This is a genomic window from Nocardia sp. 149-1B (genome assembly GCF_057747975.1).
This window is the reverse complement of sequence record NZ_CM173233.1, coordinates 2832435-2858453: the sequence shown is the minus strand read 5'-3', so window position 1 is coordinate 2858453 and position 26019 is coordinate 2832435. Positions and strand designations below refer to the sequence as shown.

Genomic DNA, 26019 nt, shown 5'->3' with positions numbered 1-26019 from the left:
TCAGGTGGCCCCTACGTTCATTTACAGCGAGCGCCGCCGCGCGGCGCAGGAGCAGGAGCAGGAGCCGTGGCCGAGCAGCGTCGCAACCAGAAGCCCGCCGGTGGCGGGAAGCCCGCGGGCAAGCCGACGGGTAGGTCGACCGGACGGCCGACGGGAACGTCGTCGGGCAAGCCCACGGGGAAGCGGCCCACCGGCCAGGGGCGCCCGTCGTCGGCGAAGTCCTCCGAGCGCGGGCAGCGCTGGAGCCCGGAGAGCGACCGCGCCGCGAGCGCTGAGCGCAAGGAGCGACGTGGCCCCGGGGCCCGGCCCGCGAAGCAGGCCGACCGCAAGCAGGGCGACCGCCCGGGACGCAAGAACGACTGGAAGCGCCCTGCTGACAAGCAGGAGGACCGCACCGCCGAGCAGGCCCGCTACGACGGACCGGAGATCCCGGCCGACATCACCGGGGCCGAGCTGGACCGCTCGATCACGGCTCAGCTCAAGGGCCTGCCAGAGAAGCTCGCCGCGCGGGTCGCTCGTCACCTCGCTGCCGCTGGCGTGCTCCTGGACGACGACCCGGAGACGGCGTACCAGCACACGCTGGCCGCGCGTGCCCGCGTGCCCCGGCTCGCGGTCGTCCGTGAGGCGACCGGTGAGGCGGCCTACGCGGCTGGGCACTACGCCGAGGCGTTGGCCGAGCTGCGGGCCGCGAAGCGGATGAACGGCGCCACTGCGTACCTGCCGATCATGGCCGACTGTCACCGCGCCCTGGGCAAGCCCCAGGACGCGCTCAAGCTGGCCAAGAGCCCCTCGGTGGCGAACTTCGCCCCGGAGGCCAAGGCCGAGATGACGATCGTCGAGGCCGGCGCCCGGCGCGACCTCGGTCAGCTGGACGCCGCGCTGCGCACGCTGGAGCTGGCCCCGCTGGCGTCGAAAAGCCGGTCGTCGTGGGTGGTGCGCCTGCGTTACGCCTACGCGGACACTCTCGAGGCGGCCGGTCGCGAGCAGGACGCCCTGGCGTGGTTCCACCGCACGCACGCGATCGACAGCGAGCAGCTGACGGACGCCGACGAGCGAGCCGAGGCCCTCGAGAAGCGGCTCGGCTAGACTCCACCGCGCCGAGGTGAGGAGGCCTCCACGATGCTGCGATTCTCAGGTGCCGGCGTCAGTGACGTGGGCTTGGTGCGCTCCGAGAACGAGGACTCCGCGTTCGTCGGCCCGTACGTCGCGGTGGTCGCCGACGGTGTCGGTGGTGCGGCCGCCGGTGAGGTGGCCTCGGCGACGGCGGCGTACGCCCTCGCCGCCACCGTGCTCGCCCGGATGGGCGAGGAGCCCGAAGCTCTGCTCCTGGACGGCGTCGAGGCTGCGCGGACCAGCATCCGGCGCGGGATCCAGGGTGACCTGGCCCGCCTGGGCATGGCGACCACGCTCACCGCGGTCGTCTGCGACGGCCGGCGAGCGGTGCTCGCCCATGTCGGCGACTCGCGCGCCTACCTCAGCCGCGGTGGCGAGCTGACCCGGCTCACGACCGACCACACGTACGTGCAGCGCCTGGTGGCCGCGGGGCAGCTCAAGCCCGAGGAGGTCCCGCGACACCCCTGGCGCAACGTCGTGCTGCGCTCGCTCGACGGTGACCCCGTCCACGAGGGCGTGGACCTGATGCCGCTCGCGCTGGCGCCCGGGGATCGTCTGCTGCTGTGCAGTGACGGGCTCTCGGACCTGGTGCCGGAGTCCGAGATCGCCGAGCTGGTGACGGTCGACGACCCCCATTCCGCCGCCGCGGTGCTCACCCGGGCGGCTCTGGCCGCCGGCGGCCGCGACAACGTCACCGCGGTCGTGCTCGACGTGGTCGACGGCCCGATCGTCGTCGGCGACGGCCAGCTGCTCGGGGCGGTGCGGGACATCGTGAACATCGTCGACCCGGGAGCGGTCCGCTCCGGACGGTGACGTGCGACACTCCTCGACGTGGGGAACGTCAGGAGGCCGGCCCTCGAGGGCACCGTCGCCGTGCGCGACGGCCGTCGGCTGAGCTTCGCGGAGTACGGCCCCCGCCGCGGTCCGGTGATCATCTGGATGCACGGGACCCCGGGGGCGCGCCGGCAGATCCCCCTCGGGGCACGGGAGTACGCCGACCAGCGCGGCGTGCGGATCATCGGGATCGACCGCCCCGGCATCGGGAGCTCGACGCCCCACCTCTACCCCGACATCCTCGACTGGACCCACGACCTCGAGCTGTTCCTCGAGACCCTCGCCATCGACACCGTTCGGCTGATCGGCCTGTCCGGGGGCGGCCCCTACGCGCTTGCGGCCGGCGCCGCGCTGCCCGACCGGGTGCACGGGGTCGGGGTGCTGGGTGGCGTCGCGCCGACCCGTGGGCCGGACGCCGCCGAGGGTGGCATCATCCAGCTCGCCGTACACGTCGCGCCCGTGCTGACGGCGGCGCGCCTGCCTCTCGGCTTCACGCTCACCCAGGCGATCCGGCTGGTGCGGCCACTGGCCGGCCCCGCCTTGGACCTCTACGCCGCGATGCAGCCGGCGGGGGACAAGGCGCTGCTCGCCCGCCCGGAGTTCAAGGCCATGTTCCTCGACGACCTGCTCAACGGCAGCCGGTTCCAGACCTCGGCGCCGCTGGCCGACCTGATCCTGTTCACCCGCGACTGGGGGTTCTCGGCTGCCGACGTCCGGGTCCCGGTGCGCTGGTGGCACGGGGACGCCGACCACATCGTGCCGTTCCGGCACGGTCAGCACATGGTGGACCGGCTCCCGGACGCGACGATGTCGGTCATCGACGGGGAGAGCCACCTCGGCGGGCTCGGCATCGCCCACGACGTCATCGACACCCTGCTCGACCTCGGCCCGCACCGGGCCCGTGGCGCCGGGACCGTGCGGACCCGCTGACGCTGGCGTTCCGGCGTCTCATGGGTCACAATGGTGGCCACAACTACACGCGTGTCACTCACGCCTCGTCCATCTCCTGTGAGCTCGCTGGGGAAGGCGCATCTCGCGCCGGAGATAGAGGAGGTCACGGTGACCGCACGCACTGCAACCCGCGCCGCGACGCGAGGCGTCCTGTACGTCCACTCGGCGCCCTCCGCGCTGTGCCCGCACATCGAGTGGGCCGTCAGCGGAGTGCTTGGCGTGCCCGTGAGCCTGGACTGGACGCCCCAGCCGGCGCAGACGGGTGCGTATCGCGCCGAGCTGTCGTGGACCGGTGAGGTCGGGGCCGCGGCGTCCGTCGCCTCCGCCCTGCGCGGCTGGAACCACCTGCGCTTCGAGATCACCGAGGAGCCGACCGCCGGCTCCGAGGGCGCCCGCTACTCCTTCACCCCCGAGCTGGGGGTCTTCCACGCCGTCACCGGCCTGCACGGCGACATCATGATCCCCGAGGACCGGCTCAAGGCCGCCGTCGTCAAGGCAGCGCTGGGCGACACCACGCTGCTCGTCGAGATCGACAAGCTGCTCGGCAAGCCCTGGGACGACGAGCTCGAGACGTTCCGGCACGCCGGCGAGGGCGCCCCGGTCCGCTGGCTCCACCAGGTGGTCTGAGCGCGACCCGCTGCACCAGCAGCTGGCTGGCGACCTACGGGCGCCGCAGCCGGAAGTGGGTCGGCTCGAGCCAGACCTTGTGGTCACCGCCGGCGTCGTCGTACCAGTTGACCTTGGCGCGGATCGTGAAGCGCCCGGCGTAGGTGGAGTAGCGGCAGAAGCGGAAGTGTGCGCGGTCGCTCGCGGGGTCGGCGTCGGAGGAGTAGGTGCCGGAGGCGATGGTGTCACCGGTGCGGTCGTCGAGGAATGTCTCGAGCGTCCAGTCGCTCGACGGTGTGGTGACCACGTAGCGGTAGGAGTAGTTGCGGCACCCGGAGCGGAGGGTCCCGTCGCGGGCACTGGTGTGCCCGTAGTCGGACCGGTCGCGCCGCTCGTGGTGCTGCGGTGGGCCGACCAGCCCGCCGACCAGCCCCGAGACCGGGTCGGAGGGTTGCTCGGCCACCGCAGGGACGACCGTCAGTGCCCCCGCGGCCACCGTGGTGGCGGCGAGGAGCACTGTCCAGCGTGTGACGGACGTCATGGAAGGTCCAACGCGGCAGGCGCTGAGCCGTTACGCCGACTCGTCACGCCGGGTCTCACGCCGGGTGACCGCAGGCGCGGGTCAGAGCGGGATGTTGCCGTGCGCGCCTCGGCGTACGCCGTCGGTCTGCACGGCCTCGTCGATGGCGCGGGCGATCGCGCTCCGGGTCGCGCTCGGCTCGACGACCTCGTCGACCACGCCGATCTCGACGGCACGCTCGACGCCGCCGGCGATCCGCTCGTGCTCAGCGGCCAGCTCCGCCTCGACCTGGGGGCGGATGTCCGGCGCGACCTCGGCGAGCCGCCGGCGGTGCAGCACCCGGATCGCGGCCACGGCACCCATGACGGCGACCTCGGCGCCCGGCCAGGCGAACACCTTGGTCGCGCCGAGCGAGCGGGCGTTCATCGCGATGTACGCGCCGCCGTAGGTCTTGCGGGTGATCAGGGTGACGCGGGGGACCACGCACTCGCCGAACGCGTGCAGCAGCTTCGCGCCGCGGCGGACCACGCCGTCCCACTCCTGGCCGACGCCGGGGAGGTAGCCCGGCACGTCGACGAGCACGACGAGGGGGACCCCGAAGGCGTCGCACATGCGCACGAACCTCGACGCCTTCTCCGCGGAGAGGGAGTCGAGACAGCCGCCGAGGCGCAGCGGATTGTTCGCGACCACCCCGACCGTGCGGCCGCCCAGACGACCCAGCGCGGTGACGATGTTGGGCGCCCACCGGGCGTGCAGCTCCTGCATGGTGCCCTCGTCGAGCACCGAGTCGACCAGCGGGTGCACGTCGTAGGCGCGCTTCTTCGACTCCGGGAGCATCGCCGCCAGGTCGCGATCCTCGACGTCGTGGACGGCGAGCAGGCCCTGCGACCCGAGCAGGCCGGCGACGTCACGGGCACGGTCGAGCGCGTCACGCTCGGACTCGGCGAGGATGTGGACGACCCCGGAGCGGCGACCGTGCGGCTCCGGCCCGCCCAGACGCAGCATGTCGACGTCCTCGCCCGTCACCGAGCGGACCACGTCGGGGCCGGTCACGAAGATGCGGCCCTCCGGGCCGAGGATCACCACGTCGGTGAGCGCCGGGCCGTACGCCGCGCCGCCGGCCGCCGGACCGAGCACGACCGAGATCTGCGGGATCTTGCCCGACGCCTGGGTCATGACCTGGAAGATGCGGCCGACCGCGTGCAGGGAGAGCACGCCCTCGGCGAGCCGGGCACCGCCGGAGTGCCACAGGCCGATGATCGGCACCCGGTCGGTCATCGCGCGGTGGTAGGCGTCCACGACCACGCGGCAGCCCACGTCGCCCATGGCCCCGCCCATCACGGTTGCGTCGGAGCAGAACGCCACGACGCGGGTCCCGCCGACCTGGCCGACCGCGGCGAGCATGCCGGAGTCGTCGTCGGGGGTGATCAGCTCCAGCGTGCCCTCGTCGAGCAGCGCCGTGAGGCGGTGGACGGGGTTGCGCGGGTCCTGCTCCCGGGGGAGCTTGGTGGCGGTTCGGGGGGCGCTCGGCGCCGTGGTCGCGGTCATAGTCGTGTGGGTCCTTCCGGGGTCCCCCCGAAGTTGTTCACGGAGGAGCGGAGCGGGGGAGTGAAGAACTTCGTGGGGTGGTTCAGTGGGAACCGAATGCGACGGCGACGTTGGCGCCGCCGAAGCCGAAGGAGTTGTTGAGCGCCGCGATGTCGCCCAGCGGCAGGTCGCGCGCCTTGGTGGCGATGTCGAGCTCGACCTGGGGGTCGAGGTCGTCGAGGTTGATCGTCGGGGGCGAGACCCGGTGGTGGAGGGCCAGCACCGTCGCGACCGACTCCAGAGCGCCGGCGCCGCCGAGCAGGTGGCCGGTCATCGACTTGGTGCTGGTGACCACCACCTCGTCGGCGTGCGCGCCGAGCGTCGCGTGGATCATCAGACCCTCGGCGATGTCGCCCTGCGGCGTCGAGGTCGCGTGGGCGTTGATGTGCGCGATGTCGGTCGGGCTGATCTCCGCCTCCGCCAGCGCGCGCAGGATCGCCCGGCTGCCGCCGCGACCTGCGGGGTCGGGCTGGGCGATGTCGTGGGAGTCGGCGGTGATGCCGGCGCCCAGCACCGTGGCGTAGATCCGGGCGCCACGTGCGAGGGCGTGCTCCTCGGACTCCAGGACGAGCACACCGGCGCCCTCGCCGAGGACGAAGCCGTCGCGGCCGGTGTCCCACGGGCGAGACACCGTGGCCGGGTCCCGGCCGTCGTCGCCGCTGGCGGTCTTGGAGAGCGCCATCATGTTCGCGAACGCCGCCATCGGCAGCGGGTGGATCGCCGCCTCGGTGCCCCCGGCGAGCACCACGTCGGCGCGGCCGAGCCGGATCTGGTCGAGCGCCAGCGCGATCGCCTCGTTGCCCGAGGCGCACGCCGACACGGGGGTGTTCACCGCGGCCCGAGCCCCGGCGTACAGGCTGATGTTGGCGGCCGGAGCGTTCGGCATCAGCATCGGGACCGCGAGGGGGGACACCCGGCGGGGGCCCTTCTCGCGCAGCGCGTCGTAGTTGTCGAGCAGCGTGGTGACCCCGCCGATGCCGGAGGCCATCGCGACCCCGACCCGGTCACCGTCGAGCCCGCCGTCCTGGACGGCACCCTCGAGGCCCGCGTCGGCCCAGGCCTGCATGGCCGCGACCATCGCGAACTGCGAGGACCGGTCCAGCCTGCGGGCCTTGACCCGCTCGAGGATCTCGGTGGGCTCGACGGCGATCCGGCCGGCGATCTTGACCGGCATCTCCTCGACCCAGTCGTCGGTCAGGCGGCGTACGCCGGAGCGCCCGTTGATGAGGGCGTCCCACGTGCTGGCCACGTCGCCTCCGACCGGGGAGGTGACCCCGAGTCCGGTGACGACGACTCGCTTGGAAGACATGCTGCTCCTTGGTACGTCGACAGGTTTGTCGACAGGGTCGTCGACAGGTGTCTCGAACCGGCTCGGGAGCCGGCCGGGTGGCTCAGGCCTGGGCGCGCTCGATGAAGGCGACGGCGTCGCCGACGGTCTTGAGGTTCTTGACCTCGTCGTCGGGGATGGAGACGCCGAACTTCTCCTCGGCGGCGACGACCACCTCGACCATGGACAGCGAGTCCACGTCCAGGTCGTCGACGAAGGACTTGTCGAGCTGCACGTCGTCGGCGTCGATGCCGGCGACCTCGTTGACGATGTCGGCGAGGTCGGTGCGGATCTCTTCGGTCGTTGCCATCGGGGTGGTGCCTTTCGGTTGAGGGGTTGGTGAGGTGTGGAACTCGTGGTGGATCAGGGGACGATGACGACCTGCGCGGCGTACGCGAGGCCGGCACCGAAGGCGATCAGGAGGGCCGTGTCGCCGCTGCGCGCCTCGCCCTCCTCGATCATCCGGTCGAGGGCGAGCGGGATCGACGCGGCCGAGGTGTTGCCCTGCTCGGCGATGTCGCGGGCGATCTTGACCCGCTCGGGGAGCTTCATGGCGCGCGCCATCGCGTCGGTGATGCGCATGTTGGCCTGGTGCGGCACGAACACGTCGAGGTCGTCGATGCCGATGCCGGCGCGGTCCAGGGCGAGCTGGCCGATCTTGGCCATGGAGTACGACGCCCAGCGGAAGACCGCGTTGCCCTGCATGACCAGGTGGGGCATCCGCGGGTTGTCGCTGGCGATCACCTCGCGCCAGTCCTCGCGCTGACGGATCAGCTCGAACTGCTCACCGTCGGAGCCCCACACGACCGGGCCGATGCCCGGGGCGTCGGTCGGGCCCACGACGGCCGCACCCGCGCCGTCGGCGAAGATGAAGGCGGTGCCCCGGTCGCCGACGTCGGTGAGGTCGGAGAGCCGCTCGACGCCGATCACGAGCACGTGGCCCGCGCTGCCGCCGCGAACCATGTCCGCGGCCATGGCGACGCCGTGGCAGAAGCCGGCGCACGCCGCCGAGATGTCGAACGCCGCCGCCTGGTCGGTGCCGAGCTCGTGGGCGATGGCGGTCGCGATCGCGGGGGTCTGGATCATGTGCGTCACGGTCGCGACGATCACGCAGTCGATCTGGCGGGCGTCGACACCGGAGCGCTCGAGCGCCTTGCGGGCGGCCGCGACCGACATCACCTGCACGGTCTCCTCGGGCGTCGCCCACCGTCGCTGCTTGATGCCGGAGCGCTGCTGGATCCACTCGTCGCTGGAGTCGATCGCGTCGACGACCTCGGAGTTGGGGATCACCCGTGACGGGCGGTAGGAACCGACACCGAGGATGCCGGCGTGCCGGGCTCCCTGGAGCTGCTCGATCGTGGCCATCTCAGGACGCTCCTTCGGGGTGCAGGCGCAGCAGCGGCTGGCCGGGCGAGACGAGGTCGCCGTCCTCGACCAGCCACTCGACGACCGTGCCCCCGTGGGCCGCGGTGATCGGGGTGCGGTCGCGCAGGCTCGCGACGTCGCCGATCGTGGCGCCGGGCTCGAGGACGTCGGTGGCGGCGGCCTCGCCGGACTGGTGGAACGTCCCCTTGGCCGGCGAGACCACCATCCGCCACGTGGGGCTGGTGTCCATGCCGGAGGACTCGCCGTGCTTGGCGCAGAACTCGCGGGCGTCGTCGAGCTGGTCGGGGGTCTTGAGGGCGAACGTCTCGACGCCCTTGAGGGCGCGCTTCGCGATGCCGGTGAGGGTGCCCGCGGGTGGCATCTCCAGGATGCCGGTGACGCCGAGGTCCTCCATCGTCTCCAGGCACAGGTCCCAGCGGACCGGACTGGCGATCTGGCCGACGATCCGGGCCAGCACGTCGCGGCCGTCGTGGACGACGGTCCCGTCGCGGTTGGAGATCACGCGGGTGCGGGGATCGTGCACGGACACCGAGCGGGCGAGCTCGGCGAGATGGCCGACGGCCGGCTCCATGTGGCGGGTGTGGAACGCGCCGGCGACGCTGAGCGGCATCAGCCGGGCCTTGGCGGGCGGCTCCGCGGCGAGCGCGTCCAGCTGCTCGCGGGTGCCGGCGGCGACGATCTGGCCGGGGCCGTTGTCGTTGGCGGGCGTGAGGCCGTGCTTGTCGAGGGCGGCGAGGACCTCGTCGCGGTCGCCGCCGAGCACGGCGGTCATGCCGGTCGGGGTGACCGCGGCGGCCTGCGCCATGGCGTTGCCGCGCTCGCGGACCAGCACCATCGCCTGCTCGGCCGTGATCACCCGCGCGCCGGCCGCCGCGGCGATCTCGCCCACGCTGTGGCCGGCGACCGCGCCGACCTGCTCGAACGCGTCGGCGGGGTGGGGGAACAGCTCGAGGGCCGCGACCAGGCCGGTGGCGACGATCAACGGCTGGGCGATCGAGGTGTCGCGGATGGTCTCCGCGTCGGCCTCGGTGCCGTAGTGCGCGAGGTCGAGGCCGGCGACGGTCGAGAGCCACCCGAAGCGGGAGGCGAACGTCGGGTCCTCGAGCCACGGCCGGAGGAAGCCGGGGGTCTGGGCACCCTGGCCGGGAGCGACGATGACGAGCACCCGTCCACTGTGCCGGGACCGCAGGGCGAACCTCGCCTCAGCCGCGCACGAATCGGCCGTCGATACTTTGTAGGGTTCCTACAACTTCCGTCAGCCGCGGCCCGACTGACGGCCGAGCACGAGAGCGATCTCGAGGGTGAACGCGTCGCGAGGGTCGCCGGGGGAGCAGCCGGTCAGCTCGGCGATCTGGCGCAGCCGGTAGCGGACCGTGTTGGGGTGCACGAAGAGCGTCCGGGCGGTCGCCTCGATGGAGGCGCCCTGCTGGAAGTACGCCGCGATGGTCTCGATCAGCGTCCCGCGGGCGCGCACCAAGGGGAGGTAGACCTCGTCGACCAGGTGCCGCCGGGCGTGGCCGTCGCCGGCGAGCGCGCGTTCGGGCAGGAGCTCCGCGCTGCGCACCGGGCGCGGCGCCTCGGGCCACCCGGCGGCGGCGCGGTGCGCGGAGAGGGCGGCGCGCGCCGACACGTGAGCCTGCGCGAGGTCCGCGACGACCGGGCCCACGATCACCGGGCCGTCGCCGAAGAGGTCGGTGATCGTCGCGGCGGCGTTCCGGGAGTCGGTGACCCCGCCGAGCAGGACGACCAGCCGATCGCCCTGGACCGCGCAGAGCGCGTCCATGCCCGCGGCGCGCGCCACCCGGCGTACGTCGTCGAAAGTGTCGGACTCACTGCGGGCGCCGGGGACGCTCCCGAGCACCACGGCCACGTCGCCGCGGGCCGCCCAGCCCAGGGCGCTGGCCCGGGAGAGCAGGGTCTCGTCGGCCTCCGAGCGCAGCACGGCGTCCACCACGAGTGCCTCCAGGCGGTCGTCCCACGCCCCGCGGACCTCGGCGGCCCGCGCATAGACCTCGGCGGTCGCGAACGCGACCTCACGGGCGTAGCGCAGCACCGCGGCGCGGACGTCGGCGGCGTCCTCGGGGTCGAGGAGCTGGTCGACGTTCGACTCGACGACCTCGATGGAGAGCCGCACCAGGCCGACGGTCTGCTGGAGGTCGATCACGCCGGCCAGCGCCCGCGGCGCCGCCCCGAACACCGAGGCGACCATCTCGTTGGAGCCGGGGGCCGGCTGGTCGACGGCCAGGCGGTACCAGTCGACGAAGCCGCGGATGCCCGCCTGCACGATCATGCCGACCCAGGACCGGTCCTGTGCGCTGAGGTCGCGGAACCACGGCATGTCCTGCTCCATGCGGGCCATCGCAGCCGTGCTGAGGGCCCCGGTCGCCCGTTGCAGCGCGTCGGAGGCCCGCCGGTGGGGGCCGAGGCCTTGGCCTGGAGTCACCGGTCCACGCTAGTGGAGCGCTCCACCGAGGTAAAACCCCGGTAAATCAAGGGGTTCCGGGCCCGGATCGGGGTACCCACGTGGTTGAATCGCGCTCTCGTCCAAGGAGACGTCCGCCGCGACATCCCCACAGGAGGCAGCGTGGCCAGCACCGGGTACGACGTGGAGTTCGTGACGATCCACGGTCACCGCCGGGCCTACGTCAAGGCGGGGAGCGGTCCTGTGGTGCTGCTCCTGCACGGCCTCGGCTGCGACCACACGACGTGGGACCCGGTGATCGAGGCACTCAGCCGCCGCTTCACCGTGATCGCACCCGACCTGCTCGGCCACGGGCAGTCGGACAAGCCGCGGGCCGACTACACGCTCGGCGGCTACGCCAACGGCATGCGCGACCTGCTGACCGTGCTCGGGGTCGACAAGGTGACGGTGATCGGCCACAGCTTCGGCGGCGGGGTCGCCATGCAGTTCGCGTACCAGTTCCCCGAGCGCACCGAGCGGCTGATGCTGGTCGCCTCGGGTGGGCTCGGACCCGAGGTGTCGCCGGGGATCCGCGCGATCAGCACGCCCGGGTTCCACCAGGTGATGGGGGTGCTGACGCTGCCCGGCGTACGCCACCTCGGCATGGCCGGACTCCGCGCCGCCGCCCGGTCGGGGTGGAAGGTCACCCACGACCTCGACGAGGTCGCCGACATCTACGACACGTTCAAGGATCCTGCGGCGCGGCACGCGATCCGGCACGTCGTGCGGGCCGTCGTCGACTGGCAGGGCCAGATCGTCACGATGGCCGACCGGGCCTACCTCACCGAGGAGATGCCGATGTGGGTCGTGTGGGGTCGCGACGACCGGGTGATCCCGGTGCGGCACGCCAACAACGCCGTGGCCGTGGCCCCCAACGCCCGGGTCGAGGTGATCCCCGACGCCGGACACTTCCCGCACAAGGACCACCCGCACCGCTTTGCGCGGATCGTCCAGGACTTCATCCGCTCCACCGAGCCCGCGACGTACTCCCGGGCCCGGTTCCGGGCGCTGCTCAAGTCCGGCGGCAACGCGCCCCGGCTGCGCTCGGTGTCCTCTGACACTGCGTAGTCCCCGCTGGTCGAGCTTGTCGAGACCCCTGGACGTGCGCAGGGCGGCGACCATGTGGTCACCGCCCTGCGTCAATTACTGGGTCTCGACACGCTCCGTCGGGTCCGCTGGCGCGTCCCCGGTCGCTGCTCGACCACCATCGATCCGATCCGCTGACGCGTCTCGGATCAGGCGTCCCCGCCAGGTCTCGACACGCGGGTCGCGACTTCGCTAGCTCAGTCGCGCCGCTCGCTCGACCACCAGCAGGGAGTTGACGCGTTCGTACCTCACGCGTCTCCTCCCTCCTGCTTGACCCCGGCGACGGCCGTGGGGTCGTCGATGCGGTACTTCGCGAACGCCTCCTCGACCTTCGACCGGTCGACCTGGCCGGCATCGGCGAGCGCCTGAAGCGCCTGCACCACGACCGACTGGGCGTCGATGTGGAAGAACCGGCGTGCGGCCGGGCGGGTGTCGGCGAAGCCGTAGCCGTCGGCGCCGAGGACCCGGTAGTCGCGCGGCACCCAGCGGGCGATCTGGAGCGGCACCGCACGCATGTAGTCGGAGACCGCCACGACGGGACCGTCGACGTCCTTGAGCTTGTCGGTGACGTACGCCGTGCGCGGGCGCTCGCCCGGGTGCAGGAGGTTCCACTCCTCCGCGGCCGCGCCGTCGCGGGCCAGCTCGTTCCACGAGGTCACCGACCAGGTGTCGGCGCTCACGCCCCACTCCTCGCGGAGCAGGCGCTGCGCCTCCTTGATCCACGGGAACCCGACGCCCGAGGCGAGCAGCTGGACGCGCGGTCCCTCGCCCTGGTCGGCCTCCACGTGGTGGATGCCCTTGAGGATGCCCTCGACGTCGACGTCCTCGGGCTCGGCCGGCTGGTGGACGGGCTCGTTGTAGACCGTGATGTAGAAGATCACGTCCTCGGCGTCGTCGCCGTACATCCGCTTCAGCCCCGACTGCATGACGTGGCTGACCTCGTAGGCGAACGCCGGATCGTAGTGCACGACCGCCGGGTTGCTCGCCGCGAGCAGCGGGGAGTGGCCGTCGGCGTGCTGGAGGCCCTCGCCGGTCAGCGTGGTCCGGCCGGCGGTGGCGCCGATCAGGAAGCCGCGGGCGAGCTGGTCGCTCATCGCCCAGATCGAGTCGCCGGTGCGCTGGAACCCGAACATCGAGTAGAAGATGAAGAACGGGATCATGTGCTCGCCGTGCGTGGAGTACGCCGAGCCCGCAGCCGTCGCGGACGCCACCCCGCCGGCCTCGGAGATGCCCTCGTGGAGCATCTGGCCCTGCGCGGACTCCTTGTAGGAGAGCAACAGTTTCCGGTCGACCGAGGCGTACTGCTGACCGCCCGGGTTGTAGACCTTCGCGCTGGGGAACATCGCGTCCATGCCGAACGTGCGGTACTCGTCTGGCGCGATCGGCACGATGCGCTTGCCGATCTCGGGGTCCTTCATCCAGTCCTTGAGCAGCCGGACCACGGCCATCGTCGTGGCGATCGTGTGCTTGCCGGAGCCCTTCTTGAGCTCGGCGTACATCTCGTCGCCGGGCAGCGTCAGGGGCTTGGCGCGCTGGACCCGCTTGGGCAGCGACCCGCCGAGCTGGCGACGCCGCTCGAGCATGTACTCGATCTCGGGGGCGTTCTCGCCGGGGTGGAAGAACGGCGCGGCCCCGGTCTCCTCGTAGGTGCGCTCGAGCTGCTGGTCGGAGATCGGGAGGTAGAGGCGGTCCCGGAACTTCTTGAGGTCGTCCTGGGTGAGCTTCTTCATCTGGTGGGTCGCGTTGCGGCCCTCGAGGGCGTCGATCGTCCAGCCCTTGACGGTCTTGGCCAAGATCACGGTCGGCTGGCCGACGTGCTTGGTCGCGGCGTCGAACGCGGCGTACACCTTGCGGTAGTCGTGGCCACCGCGCGGCAGCTTGCGGATCTGGTCGTCGCTCATGTGCTCGACCATCTTGCGCAGCCGCGGGTCGGCCCCGAAGAAGCTCTCGCGGATGTAGTCGCCGGTCTCGACGGAGTAGGTCTGGAAGTCGCCGTCGGGGGTGGTGTTCATCCGGTTGACCAGGACGCCGTCGACGTCGCGGGCCAGCAGCTGGTCCCACTCGCGGCCCCAGACGACCTTGATGACGTTCCAGCCGGCGCCGCGGAAGTTGGCCTCGAGCTCCTGGATGATCTTGCCGTTGCCGGTCACCGGGCCGTCGAGCTGCTGGAGGTTGCAGTTGACGACCCAGACGAGGTTGTCGAGCTCCTCGCGAGCAGCGACCCGGATCGCGCCGAGCGACTCGGGCTCGCCCATCTCGCCGTCGCCGAGGAACGCCCACACGCGCTGGTCGCTGGTGTCCTTGATGCCGCGGTTGTGCAGGTAGCGGTTGAACCGCGCCTGGTAGATCGAGTTGAGCGAGGTCAGGCCCATCGAGACCGTCGGGAACTCCCAGAACTCCGGCATCAGCCGGGGGTGCGGGTACGACGACAGGCCGGCGTGCGGGCCGTGCTGGACCTCCTGGCGGAACCGGGAGAGCTGGGTCTCGGTCAGCCGGCCCTCGAGGTAGGCCCGGGCGTACATGCCCGGGGAGGCGTGGCCCTGGATGAACACCTGGTCGCCGCCGCCGGGGTGGTCCTTGCCGCGGAAGAAGTGGTTGAACCCGACCTCGTAGAGACTCGCCGAGGACTGGTACGTCGCGATGTGCCCGCCGACCTCGAGGCCCTTGCGGTTCGCGCTGGAGACCATGACGGCGGCGTTCCACCGGATGAAGGCCCGGATCCGGCGCTCGGTGTCCTCGTCGCCCGGAAACCACGGCTCGCGCTCGGGGGGGATGGAGTTGATGTAGTCGGTGCTGCGCAGTGCCGGCACGCCGACCTGCATCTCCCGCGCCCGCTCGAGCAGGCGCAGCATCACGTAGCGCGCGCGCTCTCGTCCGCGCTCGTCGACGAGGGAGTCGAAGGACTCGATCCAGTCGTTGGTCTCGTCCGGGTCGATGTCGGGCAGCTGGGTCGGCAGGCCTTCGTGGATGACGGTCGGGATCACGCCGCTCCGCTTGCTGTCCGTGCCGGAAGTGGGGGTTGGTTCTTCGGTCACCCGCCCATCGTCGCACGCACGTGGAGACCGATGAATTTACCCGCCGGTAGTGCCATGCTGTGGTCATCGAGGAGCCGCCACCGGGCCGGGTTGCTGTGGACACGGGTTGCGTCCCGCACTCAAACTCCTGTGGACTACTCCCCAGTTCGTCAGACGCGAGCCGACGCGAGACGACGTGAGACATGGAGGCAGCACTTGAGCTCGACCCCGGGTGGCGGGTCCACCCAGACTGACGGACCTGCTACTGGTCCGGCCGACCGGCTGGGCCTCAAGGCCGGCATGGTCGTCCAGGAGCTGGGCTGGGACAACGACTCCGACGACCAGCTCCGGGCCGCGATCGAGGACCGGATCGACGCCGACATGGTCGACGGCGACTACGGCAACGTCGTGGACGCGGTGCTCCTCTGGTGGCGTGACGAGGACGGCGACCTGGTCGACGGCCTCGTCGACGCGCTGACCGACCTCGTGGGCGGCGGCGCCATCTGGCTGCTGACGCCCAAGGTGGGGCGCCCCAACGCCGTCGACCCGGCCGACATCGCCGAGGCCGCGCCGATCGCCGGTCTCTCGCAGACCACCACCGCGGCCGTCAGCAAGGACTGGTCCGCGACCCGGCTGATCGCGCCCAAGACGCCGGCGTAAGCCGGCTCACCCGGCCGGTGCCGAGACCCCTGGGTCGCCCGGTCGTTGCTCCGGTCACTCCGCCGGTCGTCGTACCGGGTCGCCCGACCGTCAGGAAGTGTGTCGCTCAGTGCTCCAGGTTGTGCTCCAGAAGGCCCTCGCCGGCGCCTCGGCGACCGGCACCACCCTCAAGGTCCTGGGGGAGGCGGGGGTCATCCGGCCCCACAACCCGGTCGCGCTGGCCAAGGCCGCCAAGGCGCTCGTGGACTGGGGGACCGGTCCGGCGGGTGGCTTCACCGCCGCGGCGCTGCTCGACCCCCGTCGCACGGCTCTGGTCGACGAGCTGGGGTCGTTGACCTTCGCCGAGGTCCAGAGCCGGTCCAACGCCCTGGCTCGCGCGTTCGCCGAGCTCGGGGTCTCCGAGGGCGACAGCGTCGCCCTGATGTGCCGCAACCACCGCGGTTTCGTCGACGCGAGCATCGCCACGGCCAAGCTCGGCGCCGACATCCTCTACCTCAACACCGCCTTCGCGGGCCCGCAGCTGGTCGAGGTCCTCGAGCGGGAGCGGCCCGTCCTCGTCGTGCACGACGAGGAGTTCACCGCCATGCTCGCCAAGGCGCACGTCGGTACGTCGGTCCTGGCGTGGACGGACCCGGGGAACGAGAGCGACGACCCGACGCTGGAGTCGCTGATCGCGGGCCGGTCCGGTGACGACGTGGCTCCGGCCAAGCGGCACGGCCGGATCGTGATCCTCACCTCCGGCACCACGGGCACCCCCAAGGGCGCACCTCGCAGCGAGGCCGGCATCGACGCCGCGGTGTCGTTGCTGTCGAGGATGCCGCTGCGCTACGGCTGGCGCACCCACATCGCCGCCCCGCTGTTCCACACCTGGGGGTTCGCGCACCTCGCGCTGTCGATGCTCCTCGGGTCCACGGTCGTGCTGCGGCGGCGGTTCGACCCCGAGACGTGCCTGCGGGTGACGCAGGACGAGCGCTGCGACTCGCTGGTGGTGATCCCGGTGATGCTGCAGCGGATCATGGCGCTGCCCGAGGAGACCCTGCACTCCTACGACCTCGGACGGGTCAAGGTGGTGGCGTCCTCCGGCTCGGCGCTGCCCGGCGACCTGGCCACCGACTGGATGGACCACTTCGGCGAGAACCTCTACAACATCTACGGCTCCACCGAGGTCGCCTACGCCTCGATCGCGACCCCACGGGACCTGCGCGAGGCGCCGTCGGCGGCGGGGAAGCCGCCGTACGCCACGATCGTGAAGATCCTCGACCCGGACGGCCGCGAGCTGCCGGTGGGGGAGACCGGACGGATCTTCGTCGGCAACGGGCTGCTGTTCGAGGGCTACACCGGCGGCGGCCACAAGGAGGTCGTCGATGGGCTGATGTCGACCGGCGACGTGGGCCGCTTCGACGAGGACGGCCGGCTGCACGTGGAGGGCCGCGACGACGAGATGATCGTCTCCGGCGGGGAGAACGTGTTCCCCAAGGAGGTCGAGGACTGCCTGATGCGCCACGACGCCGTCGTCGAGGTCGCCGCGGTCGGCGTCGACGACCCCGACTTCGGCAAGCGGCTGCGGGCGTTCGTCGTGGTCAGCCGCCGGGTCCCCGAGGCCGAGCTCCAGGACTGGGTGAAGCAGAACCTGGCGCGGTTCAAGGTCCCGCGCGACATCGTCTTCATCGACCAGCTGCCGCGCAACGCCACCGGCAAGGTCCTCAAGCGCGATCTCGACACCGACTGACGCCCGGCCCACCACGGGCCGGCAGCCGGCTCACGCCCGCCTCACGCCCGCCTCGCACCCGGCCGGCGACCGGTCGACGGCCGGGTGCGCCGGTGTCCCCGCCGGGTGCGAGGATGGCGGTGTGGACGCAGATGCGAACGGACTCGAGCTCGGCGGCCTGGCGCCCGACTTCACGCTGCGTGACCAGTTCGGCCAGGACGTCACGCTGTCCTCGTTCCGGGGGCGCAAGGCGGTCGCCGTCTTCTTCTACCCCTACGCGTTCTCCGGGGTGTGCACCGGTGAGATGGCGGGCATCCGCGACCGGCTCGCGGAGTTCATGACGTTCGAGACCGAGGTGCTCGCGATCTCGTGCGACCCGGTCTACTCCCTGCGTGCGTTCGCCGACCAGGACGGGCTCAACTTCCCGCTGCTGTCGGACTTCTGGCCGCACGGTGAGGTCTCCCGCGCCTACGACGTGTTCGACGACGCCAAGGGCTGCCCGCGCCGCTCGTCGTACGTCATCGACCGCGAGGGCCGGGTGCGCTGGTCGGTCCACAACGCGATGCCTGAGGGGCGCGACCTCGACGAGCACCTCAAGCAGCTCGTCGCCGTCGTCTGAGGCCGATCCACCCGTTCCCACGCTCCGGTCTAGACCGATCCGGGCGAAAACCCGCGGAATTCGCCGTATCCGGCGACGCCACTTGAACGGCGCCTCTAAAGTTGACCTTGTTGAACCGCAGGTGACCCGAGACGCCTGCGGTTCAACTTCATTTTCGGGCCGCGACCACCTGAGGCTGGACGCGCTGCGCAGCGCGTGCGAGGCGGGCCAGCGGCTCATGGCCGGGTAGGGTGTGCGCGCTCGCGCAGTTAGCTCAGCGGTAGAGCGTCCGCCTTACACGCGGATGGTCGGGGGTTCGATCCCCTCACTGCGCACGCGGGTCGTCGTACGCCGGTGCGACCGGCTCGATGGTGGTCGGCTCGTGCTCGGGTCGGACGGCTCCACCTGCCGCGCCGAGAGCGCGGCTCCGCGCGGGTCACCGCACGACGGCCACCGCAGGTGGGGCCTCAGCTGCGGAGCAGCTGGGCGAGCACCCGCCGGCGCAAGGCGCGCCACTCGGAGAGAGCGACCGCCGCGGCGCTCAGCACCACGAGGCCCGCGCCCAGCAGGATCCACCACGGCACGACGACGTCGGGCGTCAGCGTCTGGCCCGTGATCCGCTCCAACGACAGCGACCCGAACGTCGCCAACGCGCAGCCGACGCCCAGCACGATCCCCGCCACGGCGGCGACGGTCACCGTGGTCAGCAGCTCGCCCGCCAGGACCTTCCGCAGGTCCTTGTCGGCCAGGCCGAGCGAGCGCAGCCGGCCCAGTGACTGGCTTCGGGCGGGGGCGTCGGCCGCTGTCGAGAGCACGACGGCGAGGATCGCGAAGACCAGCAACGGCACCGACGAGGCCGCGGCAAGCCGGACGAGCGCGGACGCGAGTGGCGCGTGGCGGCGGGCGTCGAGCTCGTCGGCGTACGTCGTCACCACGCTCGAGTCGGCGCCGCCGACCTCGCGCAGCGCAGCAGCGGCACCGGGGCCGACCGCCCAGAGGGTGTCGGGCGCCGCCGCGGCGCCGGCCCTCGCGAACGCGTCGGCGTCGACGACGACCACGGGCTCGCTCGCGGCCTCCACACGGGGGGCGACGCCGACGACGTCGAGCCGGACCGACGAGCCCACCCAGTGCAGGGTCGGGGTGTCGCGGAGGTCGGCAGCACCGCCGAGCAGCAGCGCCGGTACCCGGTCGTCGTCGTGGTTGCCGGCGTCCCCGCCGGCCAGCCGAGCCAGGTCCGGCTCGTCGGGCAGCGGGCTGCTCGAGAGCAGCTTCTCGTAGGCGGTGGCGTCGACGACCACCACCCGCACCGCCGACGCGCCGCGGGTCGAGACGAGCTGCACGCCGTCCGCGACCCGCGCCGCGACCGCGGTCCGCACCCCTGGTGCGTCGGCGACCTGGTCGGCCGCCGCCTCGAGGTCGTGGGCGGAGGTGGAGGAGAGTCGGGCGTCGCCGCCCACCGCGAGCAGGGCTCCGGCCTCCTGCCCCTGCTGCTCGGTCGCGGCCAAGGCGATGCCGAGCGTGAGCTGGGCGACCGCCACCGACACGGCCAGGACGGGGAGCACCCGGCCCACGGTCTGGCCGAGCCGAGCCGTGACGAGCAGTCCGACGCCGCGGTCCGACCGGCGCGCCGCCCGCAGTCCCAGACGGAGCGCGGGGGAGAGCAGCCGCAGGACGGCGAGGGAGCCGGCCGCGGCGCACAGGGTGGCCGCCGCGGCGACCGTCGGGCCTCCCGAGCCGCCGTCCTGCACGACGCCGCGCTGGCGCAGGGCCAGGAGGGACAACCCGGCGGCGGCGAGCACCGTGCCCTCGATGGCCAGTCGGCGCAGGCGATCGGTCCGCTCGAGGGCCCGGCGGGCCGATCGGTTCGCGGGGACCCGGCGGACGCTCGTCGAGCGGGCCGCCGCGACGGTGCCGAGCACCGGAGACGCCAGCGCCCCGACGACGAGCACGGGGAGCGACCACGCCCAGCCGATCCCGCCGGCCAGCCGCTGCGCGGAGGCGAGCCCGATCGCCGTACCGATCGCCGCGACGAGGAGCGCCTCGACGAGCAGCTCGCCGGCGATCTCCAGCAGCGAGGCGCCGCGCTCGCGGGCGACCACGATCGGCGCGGCCCGACGGCGGACCAACAGCTGCGCCGCGAGCACGAGGACGAGCAGCGCGGTCGCGACCAGCCCGACGAGGATGACTCGTGCCTGGCCCTGGGCTGCCCGGACCTGGTCGCGACCATCGGCGAGCACCTGGCCGAGCGTGCTGTCCCAGGTGACTCCCTCCACGGCGCCGTCGGAGGTCACCTGCAGGTGCGCGACCTCACGGATCAGCGGGTCGGTGTCGCGCCAGCGGACCACCGACGGCCTGGGCAGGAACGTGATGTGCTGGGCCAGCTCGTTGGAGGCGACGGCGAGCTGGAGGTCCGGCAGCGACTCGGGCGAGACCAGGGCGTCACCCGTGACCAGCTCGAGCCCCTCGGACACGCCGCGCGCCGGGTCGAGCAGCTCGGGCGCGAGCTGCCACGCCGCGTCCTCGGGGTCGGTCGCGGTGTAGACGCCGCTGATCCGGATCCGGATCGGGTGGTGCTGGTCGTCCTCGGCCGGCAGGCGGTCACCGGCTCGTACACCGAGAGCCTGGGCCACCGGCTGGGAGACCGCGACCTGCACGGGCCACGGCGGCCCGCCGGGATCGACCTCGACGACGCCCCCGTGGTCGCGTGTCCCCGGCCTCGGCGGACCCCCCTCGAGATAGGTGACCGCCGGGGGGCCGCCCGGCGTCACGGCGTACGTCAGCTGCAGCGCACGGCCCGGGCCGCCGTCCAGCAGGTGCAGCGACGGGGTCGAGACCGTCGACACCCCGGGACTCAGGAGGCTCGCCAGTCCGGGCGGCAGGGCGGCCTGGGCGCGATCCGCGACCCGCTGGAGCTCCTCCGGTGCTCGTGGGTCCCGGGTGGTCGCGACCGGGGCGTAGGGGTCTCGTGGCAGCGTGGCCACGACCGCGCCTCTCAGCCCGGCGTCGCGCACGACCCCGGCGATGGCCCGGTCGGCGGCCCGGTCGCTCTGAGGCTGGACGGCCGCGGTCAGCAGGGTCGTCACCGCCACGACGAGCCCGACCAGGACCAGGAGCGGGGCGTCGCTGCGCAACCGGCCGAGGATGGTCGGTCCGTGCCACGTCGGCCGCGGGATCATCCGCCCTCTCCTGCCTGCAGCTGCGCGGGGTCGGCTCGGCGTACGTGGGTGAACGTGAGGACGATCGCGATCCCCAGCGCACCGAGCGCCGATCCGCCGAGCAGCAGCAGCTCGGACGCCCACGGCCAGGCCTCGACGGCGGCCGGGACCGGCCGGTTCCCGATGTCGGAGCGGATCAGCCCAGGCCCCACGAGGGCCGCGGTGACCCGGCCCGCGAGCGCGCCGACGACCATCAGGGGCAGGAGGAACGCGGCGTTCTCGGCGAAGAGGACCACACGCGCGTCCCGCGCAGCCAGACCCAGGGCCCGGAGCCGGGACACCTCCGCCGTACGCCGCTGCCGGTCGCTGGCCAGCAGCAGGCCGACGCTCAGCAGGAGCATCAGCGCGGCGACGGCGACGAGGGTCAGCAGGGCGGTCGGCAGGGCGACCCTCAGCGGACCGGTGGCGAGCTCGGCGGCCGCCTCGCTCCGGGTCGTGACCTCGCCGACGTCCAGCTGATCCGCCGCCCGCGCCGTTCCTGGCGACGGTGCGCCGATCCACCAGGCGTCGAAACCGGGGTCGAGGTCGCCGGCGTCGACGAGCGCGCGGCTGAGCATGTCGACGTCGACGAGCACGGCGGCCCGGCCGGGCGCGGAGGGGACGTCGGACACGACCGCCGCGACCTGGAAGGGGATCGCGGTGCCGTCCAGGTTGCCGGTCAGGCGGGTGCCGACCGGGGCGTCCACGGCGTCGGCCAGGTCCTGCGACACGGCCACCGGCACGACCGGCGGGTTCGGGATCGCGGTCGCCAGGAGCTCGCTGGTCGCGTAGCTGAAGTAGGAGAGGTCGGCGGTCGCGGTCGCCGTCAGCACGGTGTCCGTGCCGACGTGACTGACGCCGACGTCGGCCGAGGCCAAGAGGTCGCCTGCGCTGGCCGCTGCCGGGATCCGGGCCCATGAGGCGTCGTCGGCCTGACCGGTGGTTCCGGGGATCCGCAGCGACACGGTCAGATCCGCGACCATCGCGGTGCTCGGACCGGAGAGCTCCAGCCGGACGCCGACCAGCTGCTGACCCGGATCGATGGCGCCGAGCCAGGACACGGGGTGGGTCCGTCCGTCCATGGCCACGGGTGCGGCGCTCACCGAGCTGCGGATCCCGGCCGCATCCTGGACGACGGCCGTCACCGTCACCCGCAGGTCGGCGCGCGCCGGTGCGGTCGCGTCGACCTGCACGCCGGCGCCGTCGGGGCGCAGCGCGATGCCGCGCACCGGGGCCGTCGGTGCGATCAGGTCGCCGACCTGTGCCCAGGTGCTCCCGTCGTCGAGGCGCCCACGCAGCAGCTCACCCGCGTGGGTCGCGTCGACGCCGACCAGCACGGGAGCCGCGCCGTCCTGCCCGACGAAGCTCCCGAGGGTCAGCGGCCGACTGACGACCGGGGAGATCGCGCCACCGAGGGAGCCCTGCTCCGCAGCAGACTCGACGGCCGCTGTCGCCTGCCGCGCCGCCGTCGCGGCCGGGACGAGGGTGAGATCGGTGCCCAGGCGCAGCGCCGCCTGGTCCTCCTGCGACCGCTCCCAGGTCGTGCGCAGCCCGAGACCGAACGTGCCGGCGGCGACCGCCGCCGCGATCGCCACCATCGCCGTGCCCGCGTGCGGGCGGCGGGCGGCCTGCTGGGCGGCGAGCGGGAGCACCAGACCCCGCGACCGGCCGCCGACACGGGCGGCCGCACCGAGCGCGACCGGCACCAGCCGGACCGCCAGCATCGTCACCGCGGCCAGGCACAGCACCGGCGCCAAGGTCAGGACGACGTCGCCGTTGGCTCCGGTCGCCGGCTGGGCGTGCACCTGCCACCAGCAGCCGACCGCGACGCCCGCGAGCAGGAGGTCGAGTCCACCGCGGAGCGCCGCCCGGTGCCGGCTGCTGCGGTCCGTCGCAGTACCGGTGTCGAGGGCGGTGAGGACCAGGGCCAGCGTGAGCAGGAGGCTGCCGACCACCACGCTCGTCACCAGCGGCACCGTGACCGCCGGCCCCTGGGTCAGGCCTGCCGCGCTCAGCGCGGCCCCGTGGGTCAGCAGGGAGTGGGTGATCGCCGCCGCCGGCACAGCCAGGAGGGCGGCTGCACCGGCCAGCAACCCCGCCTCGACCAGGGAGGCGGTCACCTGCTGGCGCCGGCTCAGCCCCAGCGTGACGAGCAGTGCCCGCTCCTCGTCGCGGCGCGAGGCGACGAGCCATCCGGCGAGGAGGGCGGCCGCCATGGAGAGCACCATCCCGAGCAGCACCACCACCAAGACGGTCGATCGGGTGGTGGCCTGCTGGGCGTCGATGTGCTCGAGCGTGTCCGGGAGGCGCGAGCCCACCCGGGTGATCTGCACACGGTCCCCGACGCCGGCGGTGAGGAGGGCCGAGGCGCGACCGATGCCCCGCGCCGCGTCGTCCAGGGTGGTGCGCTCGGCCAGCGCGAGCGTCGGGTGGGCGGTGACGCGGAGCCCGGTCACGTAGGAGTGGCTGTCGCGGAAGGCCTGGTCGCCGACCATGAAGGGCCCGTACGCCGCGGGAGAGGTCATGCCGTGGGCCCACGAGGTCGTGTAGCCCTGCCCCGCGAGCGGATCGGCGTCCCACCCCGGGCCGGGCCGGGGCCGGAACGTGCCGACCACCGTGATGGTCAGCGGCCCGGCCTCGCTCGACACCCCGGACAGGCCCAGCTCCTGGTCCAGCGTCACGGTGTCGCCCAGCCGCAGGCCCAGAAGGCGGGCGGCTGCGGCGGGGATCGCGGTCTCGGGGCGAGCCGCGTCCGAGTCGTTCGGCCAGCGTCCCGAGGTGAGCACGGCGCGCTGGTCGATGTCGCCGTCGGTCGCCAGGTAGGCCACGTGGTCGGCGTCGATCTGGCGCATCGCGCCGATCGCGCTGGCCGTGACGGTCGGGCGCATCGGGGCCAGGACGTCGGAGACGATCCGCTCGGCCCGGGACCGTGCGTCCGCGAGCTCGCTGCCGGGGAGGTCGACGAGGTACGCCGTCACGTCGACGTCGTCGGGGTGCGCGCGCTCGACCTCGGCGTGGAAGGCACGTGTCTGGGTCGAGCTCAGGAGCAGGGTGCAGACCCCGACCAGGCAGGCGGCGGCCGCGACCAGCCCGACGACCGCGGCGAGCATTCCTCCATGCACTCGGGCGCGCCGGAGGGCCAGCGTCAGCACGGAGGCGTCATCTCAGCCCTCGACGCGTCCGTCGGCGATCGTGAGGACCCGGTCGACCATCGCGATCATCACGGGGTCGTGGGTGGCGACGACGGCCGTGACTCCCTCCGTGTCGACGATGGCCCGCAGCAGCGCCATCACGGCGCGCCCGGTCTCGGCGTCGAGCTGTCCGGTCGGCTCGTCGGCCAGGAGGAGCCGGGGCGACCCGGCGAGCGCCCGGGCGATGGCCACCCGCTGCTGCTGGCCGCCGGAGAGCTCCCCGGGCCGCTGCCGAGCGTGGTCGCGCAACCCGACCAGGTCCAGCAACAGCTCGACCCGCCGCTCGCGCTCGGCGGCCGGCATCCGGCGCATCCGTAGTGGCACGCCGACGTTCTCGCTCGCCGTCAGGGTGGGGATCAGGCCGAAGGTCTGGAAGATGTAGGAGATCTGATCCCGGCGCAGGCGGCTGAGCTCCCGGTCGTCCAGCGCGGGGACGTCGCTGCCGACCACGCGCAGGGTGCCCCCGTCCGGCTTGTCGAGACCGCCGAGCAGGTTGAGGAGCGTGGTCTTGCCCGATCCTGACCGGCCGGCCACGGCGACCATCTCGCCGGGCCGGACGTCGAAGGAGACCTCGCGGAGCGCGTGCATGGTCGTCGGGCCCGACCCGTAGGTGCGGCTCAGGGACCGGGCCTCGATGATCGGCTCGTCGGCGGCCGTCATGTGCCCTCGCCGCGCCGGCCACGGTCGTCGGGACGGATCTCGACGTGGTCTGCGGTCAGCGCCAGGCGCACCCGGCGGGTGAGGGCGAGCGCCTCACGGAACTCCCGGGGCACCTGCACCCGTCCCGCGCGGTCCATGACGGCGTACTCCTCGGCCATGCCGAGGGCGTCGCCGACCGTGTCGTCGCGCAAGGTCTCGCTGCTGGTCCGCCCGTCACGGATCGCGACGCTTCGTGCGACCTGTCCGCTCACCGCCGCGTCGTGGGTGACGATGACGACCGTGGCGCCGAGCTCGCGGTTGGCGGTCCGCAGCGCGGTGAAGACCTCCGCGCTGGTCTCGCTGTCCAGCTCGCCGGTGGGCTCGTCGGCGAGCAGCACGCTCGGCTGGTTGGCGAGGGCGACCGCGATCGCCACCCGCTGCTGCTGTCCACCCGACATCTGGTGGGGCCGGCGGTCGGCGCAGCCAGCGACCCCGAGCGTCTCCAGGAGGCTGTCGGCGCGCGCCCGACGCTCCTTGCGGGGCAGGCCGGCGATCGTCATCGGCAGGTCGACCACCTGTCGGGCGGTCAGGTACGGGACCAGGTTGCGCTGGGCCTGCTGGCGCACGAAGCCCACCACGTGCCGGCGGTAGCGGGCCCGGTCGGCACGACGCATCTCCACCAGGTCGTGCCCGGCGACCCGGGCGCGGCCGGCAGTGGGCGCGTCGACACCGGCGAGGACGTGCAGGAGGGTCGACTTGCCGGATCCGGACGCGCCGACGAGGGCGATCATCTCGCCCTCGTGCACCAGGAGGTCGAGGCCCTGGAGGGCCTGCACCTCGATGCTCTCGGTCTGGTAGATGCGGACGAGGTTGTCGCAGACGATCAGGGCGTCGTGGCCGAACTCCGTCTCCCGTGGCGCCGCGGCCGGCAGCGCGAGCTCTCGGGCCATCCGTGCCTCCCCGTCGCAATCCCGCCTGATCGTGCCACACTCCGGTGGCGCCGGAGGAGATCGCGGCGGTCGCGGGCAACGATGTTGCCAATGATGTTGCCGGCGATGCTGCCGGAGACGCCGCCCCCTGGCCATAGGCCCGGGCCTGCGGGTACGCGTGGCCTGCGCCACCCGTCCAGACGACCGTTAAGAAC

General features: G+C 72.9%; 20 protein-coding genes and 1 tRNA gene. 9 read left to right on the top strand and 12 right to left on the bottom strand.

Translation table 11 applies throughout. From position 1 onward, the window contains the following. Positions 1 to 66 precede the first annotated feature (66 nt). The 4 genes from AC3ANS_RS13750 to AC3ANS_RS13735 all read left to right on the top strand — a co-directional run bounded on the left by AC3ANS_RS13750 (position 67) and on the right by AC3ANS_RS13735 (position 3525). A complete protein-coding gene (locus AC3ANS_RS13750; RefSeq protein WP_488292152.1) occupies positions 67 to 1086 on the top strand; it encodes a hypothetical protein in 1020 nt (339 codons plus the stop codon). 33 nt (positions 1087 to 1119) lie between these two features. After that, positions 1120 to 1926: a PP2C family protein-serine/threonine phosphatase gene (locus tag AC3ANS_RS13745; RefSeq protein ID WP_488292151.1), complete on the top strand. Its 807-nt coding sequence runs from the start codon at positions 1120 to 1122 to the stop codon at positions 1924 to 1926. Between the two features lie 18 nt (positions 1927 to 1944). Next, the gene (locus AC3ANS_RS13740; RefSeq protein WP_488292150.1) at positions 1945 to 2877 is read left to right on the top strand and encodes an alpha/beta fold hydrolase; all 933 of its coding nucleotides are present in this window, start codon (positions 1945 to 1947) and stop codon (positions 2875 to 2877) included. Between the two features lie 129 nt (positions 2878 to 3006). Beyond that, the gene (locus AC3ANS_RS13735; RefSeq protein WP_488292149.1) at positions 3007 to 3525 is read left to right on the top strand and encodes a DUF3145 domain-containing protein; all 519 of its coding nucleotides are present in this window, start codon (positions 3007 to 3009) and stop codon (positions 3523 to 3525) included. Between the two features lie 34 nt (positions 3526 to 3559). Here AC3ANS_RS13735 and AC3ANS_RS13730 read toward each other — a convergent pair whose 3' ends face one another. From AC3ANS_RS13730 to AC3ANS_RS13700, 7 genes are all read right to left on the bottom strand, one after another. Beyond that, complete coding sequence (locus AC3ANS_RS13730) at positions 3560 to 4045, bottom strand: hypothetical protein (RefSeq protein ID WP_488292148.1); 486 nt, start codon at positions 4043 to 4045, stop codon at positions 3560 to 3562. An 81-nt stretch (positions 4046 to 4126) separates the two neighbouring features. Then, positions 4127 to 5572, bottom strand: coding sequence for an acyl-CoA carboxylase subunit beta (locus AC3ANS_RS13725; RefSeq protein WP_488292147.1), 1446 nt, complete (start codon positions 5570 to 5572; stop codon positions 4127 to 4129). A gap of 82 nt (positions 5573 to 5654) precedes the next feature. Then, positions 5655 to 6920 (bottom strand): beta-ketoacyl-[acyl-carrier-protein] synthase family protein, encoded by a 1266-nt coding sequence (locus AC3ANS_RS13720; RefSeq protein WP_488292146.1) that lies wholly within the window; start codon positions 6918 to 6920, stop codon positions 5655 to 5657. Between the two features lie 82 nt (positions 6921 to 7002). Continuing rightward, positions 7003 to 7248: an acyl carrier protein gene (locus AC3ANS_RS13715; RefSeq protein ID WP_488292145.1), complete on the bottom strand. Its 246-nt coding sequence runs from the start codon at positions 7246 to 7248 to the stop codon at positions 7003 to 7005. A gap of 53 nt (positions 7249 to 7301) precedes the next feature. Then, on the bottom strand, positions 7302 to 8303 hold the full coding sequence (locus tag AC3ANS_RS13710; protein ID WP_488292144.1) for a beta-ketoacyl-ACP synthase III: 1002 nt from the start codon (positions 8301 to 8303) through the stop codon (positions 7302 to 7304). Position 8304: 1 nt separating this feature from the next. Continuing rightward, positions 8305 to 9489, bottom strand: coding sequence for an acyltransferase domain-containing protein (locus tag AC3ANS_RS13705; protein WP_488292143.1), 1185 nt, complete (start codon positions 9487 to 9489; stop codon positions 8305 to 8307). A gap of 90 nt (positions 9490 to 9579) precedes the next feature. Next, entirely contained in the window at positions 9580 to 10767 is a 1188-nt protein-coding gene (locus AC3ANS_RS13700) for a PucR family transcriptional regulator (RefSeq protein ID WP_488292142.1), read from the bottom strand. Positions 10768 to 10908: 141 nt separating this feature from the next. On the opposite strand from AC3ANS_RS13700, the gene AC3ANS_RS13695 reads away from it, so the two are divergent. Continuing rightward, positions 10909 to 11853 (top strand): alpha/beta fold hydrolase, encoded by a 945-nt coding sequence (locus AC3ANS_RS13695; RefSeq protein ID WP_488292141.1) that lies wholly within the window; start codon positions 10909 to 10911, stop codon positions 11851 to 11853. A gap of 266 nt (positions 11854 to 12119) precedes the next feature. Here AC3ANS_RS13695 and aceE read toward each other — a convergent pair whose 3' ends face one another. After that, positions 12120 to 14855 (bottom strand): pyruvate dehydrogenase (acetyl-transferring), homodimeric type, encoded by a 2736-nt coding sequence (aceE, locus tag AC3ANS_RS13690; RefSeq protein ID WP_488296498.1) that lies wholly within the window; start codon positions 14853 to 14855, stop codon positions 12120 to 12122. A 246-nt stretch (positions 14856 to 15101) separates the two neighbouring features. Between aceE and AC3ANS_RS13685 the strand changes: the two genes are divergently transcribed. The 4 genes from AC3ANS_RS13685 (at position 15102) to AC3ANS_RS13670 (ending at position 18186) form a co-directional block, all read left to right on the top strand. After that, positions 15102 to 15545, top strand: a complete 444-nt coding sequence (locus AC3ANS_RS13685) for a DUF3052 domain-containing protein (protein WP_488292140.1) — start codon at positions 15102 to 15104, stop codon at positions 15543 to 15545. Positions 15546 to 15654: 109 nt separating this feature from the next. After that, a complete protein-coding gene (locus tag AC3ANS_RS13680; protein WP_488292139.1) occupies positions 15655 to 17274 on the top strand; it encodes an AMP-binding protein in 1620 nt (539 codons plus the stop codon). A 121-nt stretch (positions 17275 to 17395) separates the two neighbouring features. Next, the gene (locus AC3ANS_RS13675; protein ID WP_488292138.1) at positions 17396 to 17872 is read left to right on the top strand and encodes a peroxiredoxin; all 477 of its coding nucleotides are present in this window, start codon (positions 17396 to 17398) and stop codon (positions 17870 to 17872) included. 242 nt (positions 17873 to 18114) lie between these two features. After that, positions 18115 to 18186 (top strand) — tRNA-Val (locus AC3ANS_RS13670). 132 nt (positions 18187 to 18318) lie between these two features. Here AC3ANS_RS13670 and AC3ANS_RS13665 read toward each other — a convergent pair. Genes AC3ANS_RS13665 through AC3ANS_RS13650 form a run of 4 tightly spaced genes read right to left on the bottom strand, consistent with a single transcriptional unit; the run spans position 18319 to position 25825 of the window. Then, positions 18319 to 21027 (bottom strand): FtsX-like permease family protein, encoded by a 2709-nt coding sequence (locus tag AC3ANS_RS13665; protein WP_488292137.1) that lies wholly within the window; start codon positions 21025 to 21027, stop codon positions 18319 to 18321. After that, complete coding sequence (locus AC3ANS_RS13660) at positions 21024 to 24155, bottom strand: hypothetical protein (RefSeq protein ID WP_488292136.1); 3132 nt, start codon at positions 24153 to 24155, stop codon at positions 21024 to 21026. The genes AC3ANS_RS13665 and AC3ANS_RS13660 overlap by 4 nt, the downstream gene beginning before the upstream one ends. A 54-nt stretch (positions 24156 to 24209) precedes the next feature. Then, the gene (locus AC3ANS_RS13655) at positions 24210 to 24896 is read right to left on the bottom strand and encodes an ABC transporter ATP-binding protein (protein ID WP_488292135.1); all 687 of its coding nucleotides are present in this window, start codon (positions 24894 to 24896) and stop codon (positions 24210 to 24212) included. Next, a complete protein-coding gene (locus tag AC3ANS_RS13650; RefSeq protein WP_488292134.1) occupies positions 24893 to 25825 on the bottom strand; it encodes an ATP-binding cassette domain-containing protein in 933 nt (310 codons plus the stop codon). The genes AC3ANS_RS13655 and AC3ANS_RS13650 overlap by 4 nt, the downstream gene beginning before the upstream one ends. Positions 25826 to 26019 lie beyond the last annotated feature (194 nt).